The sequence below is a fragment of the Streptomyces sp. NPDC060031 genome (assembly GCF_042736805.1).
In the GTDB taxonomy this organism is placed as follows: domain Bacteria; phylum Actinomycetota; class Actinomycetes; order Streptomycetales; family Streptomycetaceae; genus Streptomyces.
Genome location: NZ_JBHWVM010000116.1, coordinates 1 through 20846, shown reverse-complemented (window position 1 = coordinate 20846; position 20846 = coordinate 1). Strand labels below are relative to the sequence as shown.

Annotated in this window: 11 protein-coding genes; 9 read left to right on the top strand and 2 right to left on the bottom strand. The window is 74.0% G+C overall.

Going from position 1 to position 20846, the window contains the following annotated elements; genetic code table 11:
• Positions 1 to 71: 71 nt before the first annotated feature.
• From ACFWB8_RS33140 to ACFWB8_RS33110, 7 genes are all read left to right on the top strand, one after another.
• Positions 72 to 11162 carry an amino acid adenylation domain-containing protein gene (locus ACFWB8_RS33140; protein ID WP_385235672.1) on the top strand — a complete coding sequence of 3697 codons (11091 nt, stop codon included), beginning with the start codon at positions 72 to 74 and terminating at the stop codon, positions 11160 to 11162.
• Positions 11163 to 11254: 92 nt separating this feature from the next.
• Positions 11255 to 12220 (top strand): ornithine carbamoyltransferase, encoded by a 966-nt coding sequence (locus ACFWB8_RS33135; protein WP_385235669.1) that lies wholly within the window; start codon positions 11255 to 11257, stop codon positions 12218 to 12220.
• The gene (locus ACFWB8_RS33130; RefSeq protein WP_385235666.1) at positions 12217 to 13554 is read left to right on the top strand and encodes an MFS transporter; all 1338 of its coding nucleotides are present in this window, start codon (positions 12217 to 12219) and stop codon (positions 13552 to 13554) included. The genes ACFWB8_RS33135 and ACFWB8_RS33130 overlap by 4 nt, the downstream gene beginning before the upstream one ends.
• Positions 13555 to 13559: 5 nt before the next feature.
• On the top strand, positions 13560 to 14504 hold the full coding sequence (locus ACFWB8_RS33125) for a TauD/TfdA family dioxygenase (RefSeq protein WP_385235663.1): 945 nt from the start codon (positions 13560 to 13562) through the stop codon (positions 14502 to 14504).
• Entirely contained in the window at positions 14504 to 15319 is an 816-nt protein-coding gene (locus ACFWB8_RS33120) for a thioesterase II family protein (protein ID WP_385235660.1), read from the top strand. Before ACFWB8_RS33125 ends, ACFWB8_RS33120 begins: the two co-directional genes overlap by 1 nt.
• An 87-nt stretch (positions 15320 to 15406) precedes the next feature.
• Positions 15407 to 16216: a 4'-phosphopantetheinyl transferase family protein gene (locus tag ACFWB8_RS33115; RefSeq protein ID WP_385235657.1), complete on the top strand. Its 810-nt coding sequence runs from the start codon at positions 15407 to 15409 to the stop codon at positions 16214 to 16216.
• Positions 16217 to 16241: 25 nt separating this feature from the next.
• Positions 16242 to 16742: a hypothetical protein gene (locus ACFWB8_RS33110; protein ID WP_385235654.1), complete on the top strand. Its 501-nt coding sequence runs from the start codon at positions 16242 to 16244 to the stop codon at positions 16740 to 16742.
• 106 nt (positions 16743 to 16848) lie between these two features.
• On the opposite strand, the gene ACFWB8_RS33105 is transcribed toward ACFWB8_RS33110, so the two are convergent.
• Both ACFWB8_RS33105 and ACFWB8_RS33100 read right to left on the bottom strand, forming a co-directional pair.
• Entirely contained in the window at positions 16849 to 17589 is a 741-nt protein-coding gene (locus ACFWB8_RS33105) for a DUF4097 family beta strand repeat-containing protein (protein ID WP_385235651.1), read from the bottom strand.
• Between the two features lie 14 nt (positions 17590 to 17603).
• Positions 17604 to 19421, bottom strand: coding sequence for a BTAD domain-containing putative transcriptional regulator (locus ACFWB8_RS33100; RefSeq protein ID WP_385235648.1), 1818 nt, complete (start codon positions 19419 to 19421; stop codon positions 17604 to 17606).
• Between the two features lie 244 nt (positions 19422 to 19665).
• Between ACFWB8_RS33100 and ACFWB8_RS33095 the strand changes: the two genes are divergently transcribed.
• Positions 19666 to 20448, top strand: a complete 783-nt coding sequence (locus ACFWB8_RS33095; protein WP_385235645.1) for an ABC transporter ATP-binding protein — start codon at positions 19666 to 19668, stop codon at positions 20446 to 20448.
• A 128-nt stretch (positions 20449 to 20576) separates the two neighbouring features.
• Positions 20577 to 20792, top strand: a complete 216-nt coding sequence (locus ACFWB8_RS33090; protein WP_385235642.1) for a hypothetical protein — start codon at positions 20577 to 20579, stop codon at positions 20790 to 20792.
• Positions 20793 to 20846 lie beyond the last annotated feature (54 nt).

Below are 20846 nucleotides of genomic sequence, written 5' to 3'. Positions count from 1 at the left end.
TGATCCCGGCCGAGGGTGCCATCGACCAGGCCGCCGTACGGGGCTTCCTGCGCGAGGAGCTGCCCGACTACATGGTCCCGGGTGCCTTCGTGGAGTTGGAGGCGTGGCCGCTGAACACCGCCGGGAAGCTCGACCGCAAGGCGCTCCCGGCGCCGACGGAGTTCGTGGTGGCCGCCGAGTACGTGGCTCCGCGCACCGGGACCGAGGCGCGGCTCGCCGAGGCCTGGGCCACTGCGCTCGGCCACGAGCGGGTCAGCGTCGAGGACAGTTTCTTCGACCTCGGCGGCGACTCCATCCGCGCCATCGTCCTCGTCGGCGCCATCCGCTCGGCCGGCTTCCAGGTCGCCGTGCAGGACGTCTTCGAGCACCGCACCATCGCCGCCCTCGCCCGCCACCTCGGCGGCCCGGCGGACTCCGGCGAAGCCGCCGGGCCCGTGGCGGAGGTGTACGTCCAGCCGTACGCCCTCCTCTGCGACGCCGACCGGGCCGCGCTGCCCGCCGGGGTCACCGACGCCTACCCGGTCTCCCAGGTGCAGCTCGGCATGCTCGTCGAGATGACGCTGGACGACGACGGCGCCGCCTACCACAACGTCGACGCCTTCCGCGTCCGCGACGGCCGGCCCTTCGACGCCGCCGCCCTCCAGCGGGCCGCCGAGGAACTGGTCCTGCGCCACGAGGTGCTGCGCACCGGCTTCGACCTCACCGGCTACAGCACCCCCCTCCAGCTCGTCCACGCGGACGTGCCCGTCGAGGTGCCCGTCACCGACCTCGGTGCACTGTGCGCCGAGGACTTCGGCCCGGCCCTGCGCGCCGTCAACGCCGAGGAGAGCGGCCGCCCCTTCGACACCGCCCGGCCGCCGCTGCTGCGGGTGCGCGCCGTCCTGGAGGACGACGCCACCTGGTGGCTCGTCCTCACCCACGCCCACCCCATCCTGGAGGGCTGGAGCTACCACTCCCTGATGAGCGAACTCCTCGTCTGCTACCGCGAGTTCGCCGAACGGGGCTTCTTCACCCCCACCGACCGCCCGGCAAGCCGCTACGCCGACTTCATCGCCGCCGAACTGGCCTCCCTGGCCGACCCGGCCGAAGAGGAGTACTGGCGTACGGCCGTCGCCGAGCACGCCGTCCTCGAACTCCCCGCTGCCTGGGGCGACCCCCAGGGCGCGGAGGCCGGGGCGGGCGCCGACCGGGACCGCCCGTACGAGACGGTCCAGGTCAACGTGCCGACGTACGACCTGATGCCCCGCCTGCGCGAGCTGGCCACCACCTCCGGCGTCTCCCTCAAGAGCGTCTTCCTCGCAGCCCACCTCAAGGTGCTCGGCCAGATCACCGAGGAGGCCTCCTTCCACACCGGCCTCGCCATCGACGCCCGCCCGGAGACCGCCGGCGCCGACCGGGTCGCGGGCATGCACCTCAACACCGTGCCCTTCGCCCACCTGCGCACCGCCGGCACCTGGCGCGAGCTGGTCCGCCAGGTCTTCGACCGCGAACTCGCCCTGTGGCCGCACCGCCGCCACCCGCTGCCCGCCATCCAGCGGGCCGCGGGCGGCCGCCGACTCCTGGGCACCGTCTTCAACTACCTGGACTTCCACCAGGTCGACGCGGACCTCGTCGACGAAGAGGCCAGCACCGGCATCGGCTCCACCGAGTTCCCGCTCGCCGTGATCTCCCGCGGCGGCTGGCTCGGACTGCGCTCCGACACCCGCCACCTCACCGCCGCCCAGGCCGAGGGCCTCGGCGAGATGTACCGCCAGGTCCTGCTGGCCATGGCCGCGGACCCCGAGGGCGACGCCCGCGCCACCTTCCTCCCCGAGGCCGACCGGGCACTGATCCTGCGCGCCCCGGCCGCCACCGCCACCGCCCCCGTCACCACCACCCTGCACTCCCTCTTCGAGGACCAGGCGGCCGAACGCCCCGACGCGGGCGCCGTCACCGCCGCCGGCGCGACCCTCTCGTACGGCGAGGTCAACGCCCGCGCCAACCGGATCGCGCACCGGCTGCGCGCCCTCGGCATCGGCGCCGAGGACATCGTCGGCCTGTGCCTGGGCCGCGGCCCCGAGCTGGTGCCCGCGCTGCTCGGCATCCTCAAGGCGGGCGCCGCCTACCTGCCGATGGACCCGTCCCAGCCCGCCTCCCGGCTCGCCTTCATGGCCGAGGACCAGGGCCTCAAGGTGGTGCTCACCGAGTCCGCCCACGAGCAGGCCGCGGCCGGCGCCCACTCCGGCGTCCTGCTCGTCCTCGACGCCCCGCAGACGGCCGCCGCCCTGGCGGCGCAGCCCGACACCGACCCGGCGCCCGAGGCCGAGCCCGGCAACCTCGCGTACGTCATCTACACCTCCGGCTCCACCGGCGTCCCCAAGGGCGTCGGCGTCACCCACGCCAACGCCGTGCGGCTGATGCTCGCCACCGAGGAGCGCTTCCCGCTCGACGACCGGCACGTGTGGCCGCTGATCCACAGCCACGCCTTCGACGTCTCCGTCTTCGAGCTGTGGGCCGCCCTGCTCTACGGCTCCCGTCTCGTCGTCGTCGACGCCGACACCGCCCGCAACCCCGACGAACTGCTCGACCTGCTCGTCGCCGAGAAGATGACGGTCCTGCTCAACAGCCCGTCCGCCTTCCGCGGCCTCGCCGCCGCCGTGCAGCAGGGCGACCCGCGCATCGACGAACTGACCCTGCGCGCCCTGTTCTTCGGCGGGGAGAAGCACGACGGGGCCGACATGGCCCCCTGGACCGACCGCTTCGGCCTGGACGCCCCGCAGCTCGTCGAGCTGTACGGGCCCACCGAGGCCACCGTCCAGGTCACCCACCACCGCATCACCGAAGCCGACCTGGCGAGCGAGCACGGCATCCCGCTCGGCCGCCCGCTGGCCGACACGCGGATCCTCGTACTCGACGAGGACGGCCGGCCCGTCCCGGTCGGCGTCCCCGGCGAACTGACCATCGGCGGCCCGGCGCTCAGCCGCGGCTACCTCGGCCGCCCGGCCCTGACCGCCGACCGCTTCGTACCCGACCCGTACGGGGAGCCGGGCGCCCGGCTCTACCGCACCGGCGACCTGGCGCGGCTGCGCCCGGACGGCGGCCTGGAGTTCCTCGGCCGCACCGACAGCCAGATCAAGATCCGCGGCTACCGCGTCGAGCTCGGCGAGATCCAGTCCCTGCTCATCGCCCACCCCGCCGTCCGGCAGGCCGCCGTCGTCACCGACGAGAGCGCCCCGGGCGACCCGCGGATCGCGGCCTACGTCGTGCCCGCCGACGCGGAGGCGGGCCTGCCCACCCCGGGCGAGCTGGCCGAGTACTGCCGCGAGCGGCTGCCGGAGTACATGGTCCCGGGCGCCTTCACGGCCCTGGCCGCCATCCCGCTGATCTCCAACACCAAGGTCGACCGCAAGGCGCTGCCGGCGCCCGACTGGGCGGCGCTCGCCGCCGACCAGCCGTACGTCGCCCCGCGCACCGGGGACGAGGAGTGCATCGCGGCCGTCTGGGCCGAGGTGCTGGGCCTGCCCCGGGTCGGTGCCGAGGACGCCTTCTTCGACATCGGCGGCGACTCCATCCGGGCCGTCTCCCTCGTCGGCGCCCTGCGCGCCGCCGGGTACGCCCTGTCCGTACGCGATGTCTTCGACGCCCGCACGGTCGCCGGTCTCGCGGCCCTCGCAGCCGCCGGCACCGGCCACGACGACGGCGTCCACCGCGCGGTGGAGCCCTTCGCGCTGGTCCCGGCCGCCGACCTGGCGGATCTGCCGGCCGGCCTGACCGACGCCTACCCGGTCTCCCAGGGGCAGCTCGGCATCCTCGTCGAGATGCTCGCCGAGCCGGCCGGGCACAAGTACCTGAACGTCAACGCCTTCCGGATCCGCGACGACCGGCCCTTCGACGCGGCCGCCCTCGGGCAGGCCGTGGCGATCCTCGCCGAGCGCCACGAGGTGCTCCGTACGGGCTTCGACCTCACCGGACACAGCGTCCCGCTCCAGCTCGTGCACACCGACGTGACCCTGCCGGTCGCCGTGCGCAGCCTGGCCGGACTGGACGCCGAGGGGGTGGACGCGGCCGTCGGCCGCTACCTCGCCGAGCAGCGGGCCACTCCCTTCGACCTGGCCGTGCCCTCCCTGCTGCGGGTCTGCGCGCTGGTCGAGGACGTGGTCGATGACGCGTCCGGGGACGGACCCGTGTGGTGGCTCGGCCTCGCCGAGTGCCACGCCATCACCGAGGGCTGGAGCCACCACTCCATGCTCATGGAACTCCTGGGCCTCTACCGCCAGTTGCGCGACGGCCGCGAGCCCGAGGGCTGGACCGCCCCCGAGGTCCGCTACGCCGACTTCGTGGCCGGCGAACTGGAGTCCCTGGCCTCCGCCGAGGACGAGGCGTACTGGCGCGGGATCACCGCCCGCTACGAGCCCTTCGCCCTGCCCGAGGGCTGGGGCGACGCCGACTCGGCCCCCGAGCCCTACCTGGTGCGGGTGCCGTTCGCCGACGTGGAGCCGGGCCTGCGCGAACTGGCCCGCCGCTCCCGCGCCTCGATGAAGTCCGTCCTGCACGCCGTCCACCTGGCCGTGCTGGCCCGCCTCACCGACCAGCGGGAGTTCTCGGCGGGACTCGCCACCGACGCCCGCCCCGAGGCGCTCGGAGCCGAGCGGGTCCTGGGCATGCACCTCAACACGGTGCCCTTCGCCCACGACTCCTCGGCCCGCACCTGGCGCGAGCTCGTGGCCCGCGTGTACGAGCGGGAGGCGGCCACCTGGCCGCACCGCCGTCACCCGCTGCCCGCCATCCAGCGGCTCGCGGGCGGCCGCCGCCTCGTCGACGTCGCCTTCAACTACCAGGACTACAAGCAGCTCGACACCGACCTGATCGACATCGGCTCCAGCGCCGGCGCCGCCGCCACCGAGTTCGCGCTGATCGTCACCACCCTCAACGGGCACCTCAGCCTCGCCACCCACACCGGCGTCCTGCGCCGCGAGGAGACCGAGCGCATCGCCTCCATGTACCGCGGTGTCGTGCTGGCCATGGCCGCCGACCCCGAGGGCCTGGCCCTGGCGCCGCTCCCGGACGGCGAGCGCGAACTGCTCGCCGCCTGGGGCGCCAAGGACCTACGGGACCGGCCCGACACGGTGACCTCGCTGTTCGCCGCCCGCGTCGCCGAGGCCCCGGACTCCGTGGCCGTATCCGCCGGCGACCTGGCGCTGACCTACCGCGAGCTCGACGGGCGCGCCGCCCGCCTCGCCGCCCGCCTGCGGGCCGCCGGCGTCGGCCGGGGCTCGGTCGTCGCCGTCGGCCTCGACCGCAGCGCCGAACTGCCCGTCGCCCTGCTCGGCGTACTCAAGGCCGGCGCGGCCTACCTGCCGCTCGACCCCGCCTACCCGGCCGACCGGCTCGCCTTCATGCTGGCCGACTCGGGGGCCGCCGCCCTGGTCACCGCCGAGCGCCTGGCCGACTCCCTGCCCGCCTGGGACGGCCCGGCCCTCATGGTCGACGCCGCCGCGCAAGAGGGCGGCCCGCTCGTCCCCGCCCTGGAGCAGCACCCGGACGAACTCGCCTACGTGATGTACACCTCCGGCTCCACGGGCACCCCCAAGGCCACCGAGGTCACCCACCGGGGGGTCGTCCGCACCGCCCAGGACGACGCGCTGACCCGCGTCGGCCCGGAGGACGTGGTCTCGCACGTCGCGAGCGTCTCCTTCGACGGGGCGACCTGGGAGCTGTGGAGCGCCCTGCTCGGCGGCGCCCGCCTGGAGGTCCTCGACCGCGACACCGTCCTGGACACCCAGGCCCTGGCCGCCGCCGTCGAGAGCCGCGGCATCACCGCGATGATCCTCACCACCTCGCTGTTCAACCACGTCGCCCGCACCATCCCCGGCACCCTCGCCCGGCTCCGCACGGTCGTCTTCGGCGGTGAGACCGCCGACGCCTCCACCGTCCGCGACCTGGTCCGCTCCGGCGGCCCCCGCCACCTGGTGCACGGCTACGGCCCGACCGAGAACACCACCTTCTCCACCGTCCACGAGGTCACCGACGTCCCCGACGGCCGGGCCTGCGTGCCGATCGGCGGCCCGGTCGGCAACTCCCGCCTGCACGTCCTGGACGCCGAGCAGCGGCCCGTGCCGCGCGGGGTCCCCGGCGAGCTGTACGTCGGCGGCCCGGGCCTGGCCCGCGGCTACCGGGGCCGGCCGGCCCTGACCGCCGCCCGGTTCGTACCCGACCCGTACGCCGAGCCCGGCGCCCTGATGTACCGCACCGGCGACCTGGTGCGCTGGCAGGCCGACGGCACGCTCGACTTCATCGGCCGCGCCGACCACCAGATCAAGCTGCGCGGCTACCGCATCGAGCCCGGCGAGATCGAGTCCGCGCTCCAGACCCACCCCGCCCTCGACCACGCGGCTGTCGTGCTGCGCGAGGACAACCCGGGCGAGAAGCGCCTCGTCGCCTACGTCGTCCCCGTACCCGGCGCCGGGCAGCCGCCGCTCCCCGCGGACCTGCGTGACCACCTCGCCGACAGCCTGCCCGACTACATGGTCCCCGCGGCCTTCGTGGTCCTCGACCGGATGCCGCTGACCGCCAACGGCAAGCTCGACACCCGCGCCCTGCCCGTCCCCGGCACCGACGCCCTCGCCGCCGCCCGCGGCGGGGCCGCCCCCGCCACCGAGGACGAGATCCGCATCGCCGCCGTCTGGACCGAGGTCCTGGGCATCGACGGGATCTCCGTCACCGACAGCTTCTTCGACCTCGGCGGCGACTCCATCCGCGCCGTCACCCTCGTCGGCGCCCTCAAGACGGCCGGCTACAGCGTCACCGTCAGCGAGGTCTTCGAGCACCGCACGGTCGGCAAGCTGGCCGTCGCGGTCGCCGGCCGCGAGGTCCAGGAGACGCGCTACGTCGAGCCGTTCGAGCTGCTCGGCGAGGCGGACCGGGCCCTGGTGCCCGCCGGCGTCACCGACGTCTACCCGCTCTCCCAGCTCCAGACCGGCATGCTCGTCGAGCTGCTGGCCTACGACGGCCCGGCGGCGAACAACTACCACAACACCACCTCCTTCGACATCCGCGACGGGATCCCCTTCGCCCCCGACGCGATGCGCGAGGCGGCCCGCCGGGTCACCGCACGCCACGAGGCCCTGCGCACCTCCATCGACCTGGACACGTACTCCGTGCCCATGCAGCTCGTGCACGCCGAGGCCGAGATGCCGGTGACCGTTCACGACCTGACCGGACTCGACGACGACGGCTGGCGCACCCGGGTCCTGGAGATCAGCAACGGCGAGCAGGAGCGCCTGTTCGACATGGCGAAGCCGCCCTTCGTCCGGCTGAACTTCGCCGTCGGCGACGCCGGCTGGCGCATGTTCCTCAGCCTCAACCACACCATCCTCGAAGGCTGGGGCCACTACAGCCTCTGGATGGAGCTGCTCACCACCTACGCCGCCCTGCGCGACGGCGAGGAGCCCGCCCCCGCCGCGCTGCCGCCGCTGCGCTTCGCCGACTTCATCGCCGGCGAGCACGAGTCCCTGGCCTCGGCCGAGGAGCGCGCCTACTGGCGCGGGATCGTCACGGACCACGCCCAGTTCACCCTCCCGGCGGGCTGGCGGCAGCCCGAGGAGAGCGGCAAGTCCTTCTCCGTCACCGTCTCCCTGCGCGACATCCAGCCGCGCATCAAGGCGGCGGCGAGCGCGGCCGACGTCCCGGTCAAGAGCGTGCTGCTGGCCGCGCACCTGAAGGTGATGGCCCAGCTCACCGAGGAACGGGACTTCTACACCGGCCTCGTCTGCGACACCCGACCCGAACTCCCGGGTGCCGAGCTCGTGTACGGCATGTACCTCAACACCCTGCCCATCCACCACAAGGGCGGCGCGCGCACCTGGCGCGAGCTGCTCACGCGGGTCTTCGCCCAGGAGACCGAGCTGTGGCCCAACCGGCGCTTCCCGCTGCCGGAGGTGCAGCGCGAGGCGGGCGGCCGCCGGATCATCGACGTGTTCTTCAACTACCTCGACTTCCGGCAGATCGACACCGAGCTGATGGACCTCGGCTCCAGCCTGCGCGAGGGCGGCACCGAGTTCGACCTGGCCGTCACGACCATGGCCGGCGAGCTCGGACTGCTCACCGACACCCGGGTGATGAGCCGCGAGCAGGCCCGGCGGCTCGGCCGGATGTACCGCCTCGTACTGGAGGCGATCATCGAGGACCTCGACGGCGACGCCACCGCCGTCCTGCTGCCCGAGGAGGAGCGCGAGCTGCTGCTCGGCGCGTGGGCCGGACCGGCCGCCGCCGCGTACGACACCACCCCGGTGCACAGGCGCTTCGCCGCCCGGGCCGCCGAGCAGCCCACGGCGACCGCCGTCGTCACGGCGGGCGTCGCGCTGAGCTACGGCGAACTCGACGCCCGTGCCAACCGGTTCGCCCACCACCTCCTCGGACTGGGCGTCGGCCGCGGCGACTTCGTCGCGATCCTCCTGGAGCGCGGCCCCGAGATGCTGGTCGCCGTGCTCGGCGCCCTCAAGGCCGGCGCCGCGTACCTGCCGCTCGACCCGGAGACCCCGGCCGAGCGCCTGGCGTACCAGCTCGCCGACAGCAAGGCGCCCGTCCTGGTCACCCAGGAGTCCCTGCTGGCCGCGGTGCCCGCGGCCGGCGCGGCCCGCGTCGTGGTCCTGGAGCGGGAGGCGGGCACCCTCGCCGGCCGCCCGCAGCAGGACCCGGAAGTGGCCGTCGACGGCGACGACCTCGTCTACACGATCTACACCTCGGGCTCCACGGGCCGCCCCAAGGGCGTGCTCATCACCCACGCCGGCCTCGCCAACTACCTGGGCTGGGCGCTGGAGCACTACGGCATGGACGGGGCGAACGGGGCGCCGATGTTCGGCTCCATCGCCTTCGACCTGGCCGTGCCCAGCTTCCTGCTCCCGCTGATCTCCGGCCGCGACGTCACCATGGTCCCCGGCGACCGCGGCCAGGAGGCCCTGCCCGAACTGCTCCGCGCCGGCGGCGACTACAGCATCCTCAAGATCACCCCGGCCCACCTGGACCTGGTCACCGCCGCCCTCGGCGAGGACACCGTCCTGGACTCCGTACGCACCTTCGTGGTCGGCGGCGAGGAGATGAAGCCGGAGATGGTCGCCGGCTGGCGGCGCGCCGCCCCCGGGGCCCGGATCATCAACGAGTACGGCCCGACCGAGACCGTCGTCGGCTGCGTCGTCCACGACGCCACCGCCACCGCCACCGGCACGGCCGACACCGCCGCCGGCGGAGCGCCCGTGCCGATCGGGCGCCCCATCACCAACACCGAGGTGTACGTGCTGGACGCCGGGATGCGCCCGGTGCCCGCCGGAGTCGTCGGCGAGCTCTACCTCGGCGGCGCGGGCGTGGCCCGCGGCTACGGCGGGCGGCCCTCGCTCACCGCCGAGAAGTTCGTCCCGCACCCCTTCACCGACCGCCCCGGAGCCCGCCTCTACCGCACCGGCGACCTCGCCCGGTTCCGCCGCGACGGCAGCCTGGACTTCCTGGGCCGCGGCGACGACCAGGTCAAGATCCGCGGCTACCGCGTCGAACTCGGCGAGATCGAGGCGACCCTGCTGCTCGCCCCCGGCGTCAAGGACGCCGTGGTGCTGGCGCGCCCGCAGCGGCCGGACCGCCCCGGCGAGCGCCGCCTCGTCGCCTACGTCGTCCCCGCCGACGGCGCCTCGCCCACCCCGGCCGAACTGGCCGCGGAGCTGCGCCGCACCCTGCCCGCCTACATGGTCCCGGCCGTGTTCGTCGCCCTCGACGCACTCCCGCTCGCCGCCTCCGGCAAGGTGGACAGGAAGGCCCTCCCGGCCCCCGGCCAGGACCGGATGCCCGACACCGGACGGCCCCCGTACGTCGCCCCGCGCACCGCCACCGAGGAACTGCTCGCCCGGATCTGGGGCGAGGCGCTCGGCCTCGACGAGGTCGGCGCCCACGACAGCTTCTTCGACCTCGGCGGCGACTCCATCATGGTGCTCCCGCTGATCTCCGCCGCCCGCAAGGCGGGCCTCGCGATCTCGCTGCGCACCCTGTACGAGAGCGAGACCCTCGCCGAGCTCGCCGCGGCCGTGGCACCCCGGGCGGCGGCTCCCCGTCCCGCCCGCACCCTCGCCTCCCCGGCCGAGGCGATGATCGAGCACCAGGTGCCCGGCGTCAGCGTCGCCGTCATCCAGGGCGGCGAACTCGCCGAGGTCCGCGGCTTCGGCGTCACCTCGGCGGGCGGCGGCGCCCGGGTCACCCCGGACACGCTCTTCCCCGCCGCGTCCATGAGCAAGTTCGTCTCCGCGCTCGGCGTCCTGCGCCTGGCCAAGGACGGGCTCATCGACCTCGACGAGGACGTCAGCCGCCACCTGACGAGCTGGCAGGTCCCCGGCGGGGCCGTGGTCACCGCCGACCAGCTGCTCCGCTTCACCGCCGGCATCACCCACCCCGAGACCGCCCTGGAGAACCACTTCTACGGGCGTACGGAGACCCGGCCCACCGCGGCCGAGATCCTCCACGGCCGGGCCCCGGCCAAGACCCCGCCGGTGGTGCTGGAAGGCGTACCGGGCCGGGTGTTCATGAAGAACAACGTCAGCTACACCGTCCTGCAACAGCTCGTCGAGGACGTCACCGGCACCCCCTTCCCGCAGTACATGCGGGAGAAGGTGTTCGCACCGCTGGGGATGACCGCCAGCGCGTACGAGCCCGAGGCACCGGCGGGCCCGGCGGTCGCCGTCGGCCACGACGAGGACGGCGCCCCGCTCCCCGAGGGCTCCCTCGCCCACCCCGACACCGCGGCCGCCGGCCTGTGGACCACCGCGGCCGACCTGGCCCGGGTGCTCCTGGAGATCCGCCGCGCCCACCGCGGCGAGCACTCCGAGGTGCTCGACCCGGCCCTCGCCGACCGGATGCTCACCGTCGTCGAACCCGGCCGCTTCTACGGCACGGGCTCCATCGTCGACACCACCGGCGGCGACCTCGAGTACGGCCACACCGGCCGCACCTCGGGCTTCCACGCCCTCGCGCTCAGCCGCCTCGGCTCCGGCACCGGCGTGGTGGTCCTCACCAACGCCGACTCCGGACGGGCCGTGCTCAAGCAGGTGCTGGCCTCCGTACGCGACGAGGACGAGGCCTGGGCCGGCCAGGGCGAGATGACCCGGCTGTGGGAGCAGGGCCGGATCAACCCCGACGCGCAGGACTGACCGGCAGCGCCGGACGGGGCGGGCGCCCCGCACACGCGGCCCGGCCCGCCCCACCCCCACCCCCACCCACCACGAACAGGAAGGAGCACCCGATGACCACGCACACCCGGCAGCTGCTCTCCATCGACGACCTGACCGACGAGGACCTCCACTCGATCGTCGCCCGCGGCGCCCACTTCGCCTCCGGCGCCGGCCGCGCCGAACAGCCCCTGGAGGGCTGGATCGCCGGCATCTACTTCAAGAAGACCTCCACCCGCACCCGTACGGCCTTCTCCGCAGGCGCGCTGCGGCTCGGCGCCCGCATCCTCACCTACGGCCCCGCCGACCTCCAGCTCAACACCGGCGAGACCGTCGAGGACACCGGCCAGGTCATGGCCCGCATGCTCGATGTCCTCGTCGCCCGCACCGCCGGCCCCGACGAGGAACTGCGCGGCCTGTCCGGCGGCGGCCGGCTGCCCGTGGTCAACGCCATGAGCGCCGCCGAGCACCCCACCCAGGGCCTCACCGACCTCACCACGCTCCAGCTGAAGTTCGGCCGCATCGAGGGCCTGAGCGTCCTGTACGTCGGCGAGGGCAACAACACCGCCTCCGCCCTCGCCCTCGCGCTCAGCCGCTACCCCGGCACCGCCCTGGAGCTGCGCACCCCGCCCGGCTACGGCGTCGACCCCGCGATCCTCGCCCGCGCCGCCGCCCAGGCCGTACGCAACGGCTCCACGGTCACCGAGCAGCACCACATGGACGGCCTGCCCGAGCAGCCCGACGCCATCTACACCACCCGCTGGCAGACCACCGGCACCACCAAGCCCGACGCGAACTGGCGGGAGATCTTCGCTCCGTTCCAGGTCACCGACCGGCTCTGGGAGGCCGCCCCCAAGGCCGTCTTCCTCCACGACCTGCCCGCACACCGCGGCGAGGAGGTCACCGCCGAGGTGCTCGACGGCCCGGCGAGCATCGCCTTCGACCAGGCCGAGAACAAGATGCACAGCGCCATGGCCGTCCTGGAATGGATCAGGCACGGCGCCGTCAGCGGACCCGCCCCGGAAGGACGCCTGTCATGACCGCGCTCCACCCCGCCCCCGAAGAGGCGCTGGAACAGGCCCCCGAACAGGCCCCCGAGGCGGCCGCCGCCGAAGCCGGGGCGCCCCGCCCGCCCTCGCTGCGCCGCAACCGGGACTTCGTCCTGCTCTGGGTCGGCGCCGGAGCCACCGCGCTCGGCGCACGCGTCAGCTCCATCGCCTACCCGCTGCTGGTCATCTGGGCCACCGGCTCGGCGAGCGCCGCCGGCCTCGTCGGCTTCGCCGCCGCACTGCCCAACCTGGTCGTCCAGCTCCACGCCGGAGCCCTCGTCGACCGCTGGGACCGCCGCCGCCTGATGATCCTGTGCGACCTCGGCTGCCTGCTCAGCGCCGCCGCCGTCGGCGCGTCCGTCTACTCCGGCCACGTGTGGATCCCGCTCCTGATGGCCGCCGCCTTCGTCCAGGGCAGCCTGGCGATCTTCTACCGGCTCGCCGAGCGGGCCGCCGTACGCCACGTCGTGCCCGGCGAACAACTGCCCGCCGCCATGGCCGGCAACGAGGCCCGCGGCCAGGCGGCCGGCCTCCTCGGCCTGCCTGCCGGCAGCGTCCTGTACACCCTCGCCCGCTCCGCGCCGTTCCTCTTCTCCGCCGTCGCGCACACCGTCTCGCTGGTCTCGCTCCTGCTCATCCGCAAGAACTTCCAGGACGAGCGCACCCAGGCCCCCGGCAACCTCCGCGCCGAACTGGCCGAAGGCCTGAGCTGGACCTGGAAGCAGCGCTTCCTGCGCTGGGGCATGCTCCTGATAGCCGGCTCCAACCTGCTCTTCCAGGGCCTCTCCCTCGCCCTCATCGTCGTCGTCAACGAAGCGGGCGGCTCGGCCGCCGCCATCGGCGTCATCACCGCCGTCAGCGGAACGGGCGGCATGTTCGGAGCCCTGACCGGCACCTTCTGGATGCGCCGGGTCAGCCTGCGCGGCCTGCTCATCGGCGGCGCCGTCGGCTGGGCCGTGCTCATGCCGCTCGTCGCCCTCACCGGCAACCCGGTGCTGCTCGGCCTGGTCTTCCTGGCCGCCGCCATGATCGGCAGCGTCACCAACGTCGCCGGCGGCGTCTACCAGGTCGGCATCACCCCCGACCGGCTCCAGGGCCGCGTCGGCGGGGCGATGGGCCTGATCGGCTCCGGCGCCGCCTCCCTCGGCATGCTCGGCGGCGGGTTCGCCCTCGAGGCCTTCGGCGCCACCCACACCGTCTACGGCATCGCCGCGGCCATGGCGGCCCTCGCCCTGCTGTCCCTGCTGCTGCCGCACGCCGACTACCCCGAATCCCTCCGCCGCAGCGCCGCCCCCGCCGCCGCGACCGACCCGGAAGCGAAGTGACCCGCATGACCACCGCCACCAGGACCTGGACCCCGTACGAGATCCACCCGGCCGAGCTCGGCATCGACGCGACCGCCGAGGCGCTCACCGCCCACCTCGCCGACACCGCGGCCGTCGACCGGCTGCTCACCGAGCAGAAGGCCCTCGTCTTCCGGGGCTTCGGCATCACCCCCGACACCCTCGGCCCGGTCCTCGACCTCCTGCTGCGCAACCGCCTCGCCTACGTGCACGGCAACTCGCCGCGCACCAAGGTCGGCGACAACGTCTACACCTCCACCGAATACCCGGCCGAGTTCACCATCTCCATGCACAACGAACTCTCGTACGCCGAGAACTGGCCCACCCGCCTCGCCTTCTTCTGCCAGCAGGCCCCCGAGACCGGCGGCGCCACCCCCATCGTCGACGGAGTGCGCTGGCTGGAGTCCCTCGACCCCGAGGTCCGCGAGGCCTTCGCCCCGGGCGTGCGCTACACCCAGAACCTCCACGACGGCCTGGGCCTGGGCAAGAGCTGGCAGGACACCTTCGAGACCAGGGACCGCGCCGAGGTCGAGGCGTACCTGAACGGCACCGGCGCCGACTGGCGCTGGCGCGCCGACGGCGGACTGCACATCAGCCAGCTGCGCCCGGCCACCGTCGTCCACCCCGAGACCGGCCAGGAGGTCTGGTTCAACCAGGCCGACCAGTGGCACCCGGCCTCCCTCGGCGACGAGACCGCCGCCGCCCTCGCCCAACTGCTGCCGCCCAAGGAACTCCCGCAGTACGTCACCCTCGCCGACGGCTCGCCGATCCCCGACCCGTACGTCCTGCAGGTCCGCGACCGCGGCCTGGAGAACGCCGTGGACGTGGACTGGAACACCGGCGACCTCATGGTCATCGACAACATCGCGGTGGGCCACGGCCGCCGGCCCTTCACGGGCCCGCGCCGCGTCCTCGTCGCGATGACCGACTGATGCCCGCCGCAGCGGGCCTGCTGCCCGCGCCACCGCCCGCGGCCACGGCGTACGACAGCCAGGACGGCCCACGCTGGTTCCGCCGGCACGGCCGGGGCACGACTCCCCGCATCCGGCTGGTCTGCTTCCCGCACGCCGGAGGCGCCGCCAGCCTCTACCGGGACTGGCCGGCCCGCCTGCCCGCCGGGATCGAGGTGCTCGCCGCCCGCTACCCCGGCCGCCAGGACCGCTTCCACGAGCCCTGCGTGGAGACCATGGCGGAGCTGGCCGACCGCATCACCGCGGCCCTGCGCCCCTACCTCGCTGCGCCGCTCGCCTTCTTCGGGCACAGCCTCGGCTCGGACGTCGCCTTCGAGGTGGCCCGCAGGCTGGAGGCACGCCACGGCGTCAGCCCGGAACGCATCTTCGTCTCGGGGGCGGCGGCCGCACACATCAGCGACCCCGTCGACCTCGGCGGCTACACCGACGCCCAACTGGTCGCGGAGATGGACCGGCTCGCCTCGCCCGGCGCCGAGATCATGGCCGACCCGGAACTCGCCGCCCTGCTGCTGCCCGCGCTGCGCGCCGACTACCGGCTCAGCGCCGGATACCGGCCGTCGCTGGAGGAACTGGGCACCGTACGGGCCCCGCTGACCGCCTTCATCGGCGACGGCGACCCGCTGCTGCCGCCCGAGGACGCACTGAGCTGGGGGGAGCTGACCACCGGGGGACTGACCCACCGGGTCTTCCCCGGAGGGCACTTCTACCTGGAGGAGCCTCAGCAGCGCGCGACGCTGCTGAGGCTGATCACCGCCGCCCTGCTGCCGGCCGCCTGATGGTCCCCGTATAGACCCCTGCAAGCCCGGGGCATGCAGCCCATGGGCTCAATGGAAACCGAACCAATCAGTACGAAGGGAGATGCCATGCCCGTATCCCACGACCCGCCCGGCAGCCTGACCCTGGACCCCGGTCTGACCGCCCGTGCCGCCGTGGCCGTCCGCGGACTGCGGACCTCGGGCGAGGTGCACGTGTGGTGCTGGGAACTGCCCACCCGCACCGACCCGGACGACCTCGCCCTGCTCAGCACCCAGGAGTACGAGCGGGTGCTCTCCTTCCACCAGGAGCGCGACGCCGCCGCCTTCGTCCGCAGCCACGCGGCGGCGCGCCGGGCCGTCGGCGAACTGCTCGGCGTACCGGCCGCGGAAGTCGCCTTCGGCCGCCGGGACTGCCCCGGCTGCGGGGACACCGGCCACGGGCCGCCGAGCGTGACCCGGCCCGCGCTGCCGCTCGCCATCAGCCTTTCGCGCACCGCCGGCCGCGGGGTCCTCGCGGTCCGGGCCGGCACCCGGGTCGGCGTCGACATCGAGGCCCTGCGCGGGATCCACTCGCAGAACGTCGTCGACATGGTCACCACCGAGGCCGAACGCGCCGTCCTGCAGGCACTGACCCCGGGCGACGAGCGGGACCGCGCCTTCCACCGGGTGTGGACCCGCAAGGAGGCGGTGGTCAAGGCCGTCGGCGTGGGCCTGATCGGCACCGAACTGAACGAACTGGACGTACGGGCGGACCTGACCGGCCGGGTCGAGGTCCGGCACGCCTTCCAGGGCCAACACACCCTGTGGGCCGTCGAGGACCTGGACGTCGGACCCGACTGGACCGCCTGCGTGGCCCGCCCCGCCGCCACCGCGACCGGCCCGGTCCGCCTGCACCCCGTACCCCCGCCCGTCCGATAGCCACGTACCCAAGAGGGAGACAGCGATGACGCTCGAAGCCACCGAAAAGACCTTCCCGCAGCTCAACGAGGCCGACGAGGAACTGTGGGCCGACTACCACGCCCTGCTGGAGACCGTCGTCCAGCAGTCCGATCCCGGACCCGGTGAGCACGGCTGGGAGGCCCGCGAGCGGATGCGCGTCTCCGCCTGGGTGCGCCACGTGTACCAGCACCCGCTCTCGTCGGCCGTGTTCGCCGCCCCCGTCTGCGCCGCCCGCGCCGCGGCGGAGCGCGTCGAGGCCGCCGAGCTCGCCTTCCGGATGGACGTCGGCCGCGGCGCGGCCCGCCCGGCCCGCCCCTCCGCCGACGTCCGTTCGGTCGCCGCCGTCGCCGCGATGCGGGCGATCACCGCCGCCGCCCTCGCGCAGACCCCGCCGACCCCGCGCGAGCGCGTGGTCTCCGACGTCTGGGCCGTGGTCCGCGAGACCATCGCCCCGCTCGCCGAACGCGGCGTACCGGTCTTCCAGCGGGCGCGCAACTCCTGGTGACGGTGCGGCGATCCGCCGACAGCGCAGAGTCCGGACCCGGGAGCGGGGGACCCGGCCGCGGCACGAACGCGGTCCGGGTCCCCCTTTCCCTTGGCGGCCCCGTACGTCACGAGCTGACCGACACCGTGCCGCCCAGGGTGCGGAGCTTGAGGTTGTGGCCCGAGGCGGGGTCGGTGCGCACCGACACCTTCTCGCCACCGCCGACACCCTTCGCGTCGACCGCGTACGCGGCCGAACCAGGAACCTTCACCTTGACGTCGCCACCGCTGGTGCCGGCGTCCACCTTCTCCGGGGGCGCCGTGAAACTCGCCTCCACGTCCCCGCCGTTGGCCTTCGCCAGCAGGCTCTTGGCGCCCAGTTCCCGGCCGTGCACCGAGCCGCCCGTGGTCCGTACGTCGATGGCGCCCGAGACGTTCCTGACGGTGATGTCCCCGCCGAAGGCCACCAGCTTCACCGACAGCCCGCCCGGCACCTCCAGCCGGTAACTGATCTTGCAGTCCGAGTCGTCGCCGCAGTCCGGCCCGCCGCCCAGCGTCAGCTCGCCGCCCGACACGGACTGGTCCGTCTTCGGGTTCTTCCCGCTGTACGTGACGGTCTCGGTCACCTTCACGCTGTCGCCGGAGCCCCCGACGACCTCGATGTCCCCGTCCGGCGACTGCACCGACAGCGCGGTCACCTTCTGCGACACCGTGTAGTTGCGTACGTCCGTCTCGCTGCCCAGCGAGCAGCCGGTCAGCGTTCCGCCGGCCAGCGCGGTCACCAGGACCGGCATGGCCAGGACGTGGGCCCGGGTCCGGACCCCGGTTCGGGACTTCGTCGGGAGTGCGGCGATCGGCGCGGTGGTCATGTTCTCTCCAGGGTTCACCACGCCGCGTTGGCGTGGGTTCGAGGGGCGGACAGCCCGGCGAGCAGCCGGACGAGTTCATGGCAGCGGTACAGCGGCCGACCCTGCGGATCGACCCCGCTGAGGTCCAGCAGCGCCGCGTCGACCAGGCTTTCCAGCCCCGCCTCGGCCACCGCCTCCGAAATCTCCAGCGCGACCGCGATCCGGCGCGCACCGAACGGCTCGGCGCCCGCGTCCGCCAGCGCCGGCAGCACCGTACGGGCGCGGGCGTCGAGCAGCGCCCCCGGCGGCAGCAGGGCGTCCCGCACGTTCAGCTCGGCGAAGCTCAGCTCGCCCAGCCGCGTCCGCGGATCGGCCAGCCGCTCGGCGAGCCGGGCCGCCGGCCAGTGCGGCCGCGAGGCCAGCCGGGTCCCGGCGATCCGCAGCGCCAGCGGCAGCCCCGCGCAGTACGCCACCAGGTCGTCCGAGGCGTCCGGGTCCGCGGTGATCCGGGCCCGCCCCGCCGCGGAGGCGAGCAGCTCCAGCGCCGTGTCGTCGTCCAGCGGGGACAGCGCCACCGAGTACGCCCCCGCCACCCGGGCGAGCTGCGTACGGCAGGTCACCAGCACCGTGGTCTCCGTGGAGCCGGGCAGCAGCGGCCCGACCTGGAGGTCACCGGCCGCGTTGTCCAGCAGGAGCAGCATCCGCTTGCCGGCGGTGCGGGTCCGGTAGAGGCGTACCAGCTCCTCCAGGTCACCGGCCGCGTCCGGCCCCTCCAGCCCGACCTCACCCAGCGCGCGCAGCAGCCGCACCAGCACCTCGCCCGGGTCGCGGGGGGTGCCGTCCGCCTCGCGCAGGTCGGCGTACAGCTGCCCGTCCGGGTAGCGGGCGGCGTTCGCGTGCGCCACCCGCACCGCGAGGGCCGTCTTGCCGATGCCCGCCATGCCGGTGATCAGGAACCTGCGCGGCCGCCAGGCACCCTCCTCGGCCCCGGGCGGGGCCAGCATCGCGCCCAGCGCGGCCAGTTCGGCCTCGCGGCCGGTGAAGTCGTCGATGTCCGGGGGCAGCATCGCCGGGACGTCGGCCTTGCGGGCGGCCGGCCCGATCGGCGCCGGGGACTCCAGCCCCAACTCGCCGCCGAGCACCGCCTTGTACGTGTCCCCGAGCGCGACACCGGGATCCACGCCGAGCTGCTCGGCGAGCACCCGGCGGCCCTCGTGGTACGTGTTCAGCGCGTCCGCCTGGCGGCCGCACCGGTACAGCGCGGTCATCAACTGCGCCCGCAGCCGCTCCCGGGTCGGGAACCGCGCGACGAGACCGCTCAGCTCACCCGTCACCCGCTCGTGCCGCCCCACCGCGAGATCCGCCTCGATCCGCTGCTCCAGCGCCTGGGTACGGGCCTCCTCCAGCGGCTGCAACTCCTCCGCCTGCATGTGCTCGGTGACGTTCGCCAGCGCCGGACCGCGCCACAGCTCCAGCGCCCGCGTCAGCAGCTCGCCCGCCTCCTCGTACGCCCCGGCGCGCAGCGCCTGGCGCCCGTCGCGCTCCAGCTTCTCGAACTCGACCAGGTCGATGGCGCTGTCGCCGGTGTGCAGCAGGTAGCCCGGCTGCTGCCGGACGATCTCCACGTCGTCACCGAGGTGCTTGCGCAGCCTCGACATGTACGTGTAGATCTGCGCCCCGGCCGTCGCAGGTGGATCCCAGCCCCACAACAGGGTGTTCAGCCGGGCGTCCGACACCACCCGCCCCCGGGCCAGCAGCAGCGCCGCGAGGACCGTGTGCACCTTCGACCCCGACAGCGCGATCCGACTGCCGCCCCGCCTCGCTTCGACCGGTCCGAGAATCCGGAAGTCCATCTGCGTCACCCCGTTGCTCCGATGTATGTGTCTCGAGCTCAGTCACCGAAGCTAGAGGGCGGGGCTGTTGGGCCGATTTCACTTCGATTTCGGCCATCGAGCAGCCGAAAACCCGTGTAGTCGCCCCGGTTCGGGGGAGGGGCATAGAACGAAAAGAGAAGGACAGTGCACTGTGGTGGGGCTGGTTCCGCCCGACGGGCGGCCCGGCGCACAACGCCCCGACAGCGAGAGGACCCCGGCGTCCATGAGGCCGACCACGATGAGCGCGCCGCCCCGCAGCGGCGACCAGACGACGGAGTACGCGCTGCGGCTGGACGCGGTGACCAAGGTGTACGGAAAGGGCGGCAGCCAGGTCCGCGCCCTCGACGGGGTGACGGTGGGCGTGCCGCGCGGGTCGTTCACCGCCGTGATGGGCCCCTCCGGGTCCGGCAAGTCGACGTTCCTGCACTGCGCGGCCGGACTGGACATGCCGTCCACCGGTTCCGCGTACATCGGTGAGACCGAGCTGAACGGCCTGAACGAGACCGAGCTGACCAAACTGCGGCGCAAGCGGATCGGCTTCGTCTTCCAGGCCTTCAACCTGGTGGCCTCGCTGACCGTCCGCCAGAACATCGAACTCCCGCTGCGCCTGGCCAAGGAGAAGCTGGACTCGGCCTGGCTGGAGGAGGTGCTGGGCCGGGTCGGGCTGACGGGGCGCGCCACGCACCGCCCCGGCGAACTCTCCGGCGGCCAGCAGCAGCGCGTGGCCATCGCCCGCGCGCTGATCACCCGCCCCGACGTGCTGTTCGGCGACGAACCCACCGGCGCCCTGGACACGGTGACGGCCAAGGAGATCCTGGCGCTGCTGCGCGGCAGCGTCGACGAGACCGGCCAGACGGTCGTCATGGTCACCCATGACCCGGTCGCCGCCTCGTACGCGGACACCGTGCTGTTCCTGGCCGACGGACGGCTCGCCGACCGGATGGACCAGCCGACTCCCGACCGGGTCGCCGAGCGGATGACCAGCCTCGGAGCCTGGGGGACCTGAGCGATTTCGTTTTCCTGAGACGGTCGAAATCGAAGCGATAACGACCCAACAGAGCCTCTCCCTAGCGTTCATCTTGTCGCACCGCACCGGCGGCGAGGCAAGGACAGAAACGACTGAGGAGAATCCCGATGCGCAGCACCCGCACCCGCACCGCGTTCGTCGCCGCCCTGGGTACCGTGACGGCCGTCTGCGCCCTCACCCTGGGCTCGGCGGGCACGGCGGCCGCGAGCGAGGTCCCGGGCACCGGGCCGGTCCAGCAGATCGTCTGCCCGGTGGCCGGCCCGATCGCCGGTCCGGCGGTGGGCCCGGTGTGCGACATCAACGATGAGAACCCCTGGAGCTGATTCACCGACCGGTGCGGCCAGGGGCCCGGGGGCGCCCCAGCCGCGGGGCCCCGG

What these genes read in the sequence shown, in the direction of transcription:
- ACFWB8_RS33140 (WP_385235672.1), top strand. Translation starts at nt 72, where the DNA reads ATGGTCCCGGGTGCCTTCGTGGAGTTGGAGGCGTGGCCGCTGAACACC.
- ACFWB8_RS33135 (WP_385235669.1), top strand. Translation starts at nt 11,255, where the DNA reads ATGACCACGCACACCCGGCAGCTGCTCTCCATCGACGACCTGACCGAC.
- ACFWB8_RS33130 (WP_385235666.1), top strand. Translation starts at nt 12,217, where the DNA reads ATGACCGCGCTCCACCCCGCCCCCGAAGAGGCGCTGGAACAGGCCCCC.
- ACFWB8_RS33125 (WP_385235663.1), top strand. Translation starts at nt 13,560, where the DNA reads ATGACCACCGCCACCAGGACCTGGACCCCGTACGAGATCCACCCGGCC.
- ACFWB8_RS33120 (WP_385235660.1), top strand. Translation starts at nt 14,504, where the DNA reads ATGCCCGCCGCAGCGGGCCTGCTGCCCGCGCCACCGCCCGCGGCCACG.
- ACFWB8_RS33115 (WP_385235657.1), top strand. Translation starts at nt 15,407, where the DNA reads ATGCCCGTATCCCACGACCCGCCCGGCAGCCTGACCCTGGACCCCGGT.
- ACFWB8_RS33110 (WP_385235654.1), top strand. Translation starts at nt 16,242, where the DNA reads ATGACGCTCGAAGCCACCGAAAAGACCTTCCCGCAGCTCAACGAGGCC.
- ACFWB8_RS33105 (WP_385235651.1), bottom strand. Translation starts at nt 17,589, where the DNA reads ATGACCACCGCGCCGATCGCCGCACTCCCGACGAAGTCCCGAACCGGG.
- ACFWB8_RS33100 (WP_385235648.1), bottom strand. Translation starts at nt 19,421, where the DNA reads ATGGACTTCCGGATTCTCGGACCGGTCGAAGCGAGGCGGGGCGGCAGT.
- ACFWB8_RS33095 (WP_385235645.1), top strand. Translation starts at nt 19,666, where the DNA reads ATGAGGCCGACCACGATGAGCGCGCCGCCCCGCAGCGGCGACCAGACG.
- ACFWB8_RS33090 (WP_385235642.1), top strand. Translation starts at nt 20,577, where the DNA reads ATGCGCAGCACCCGCACCCGCACCGCGTTCGTCGCCGCCCTGGGTACC.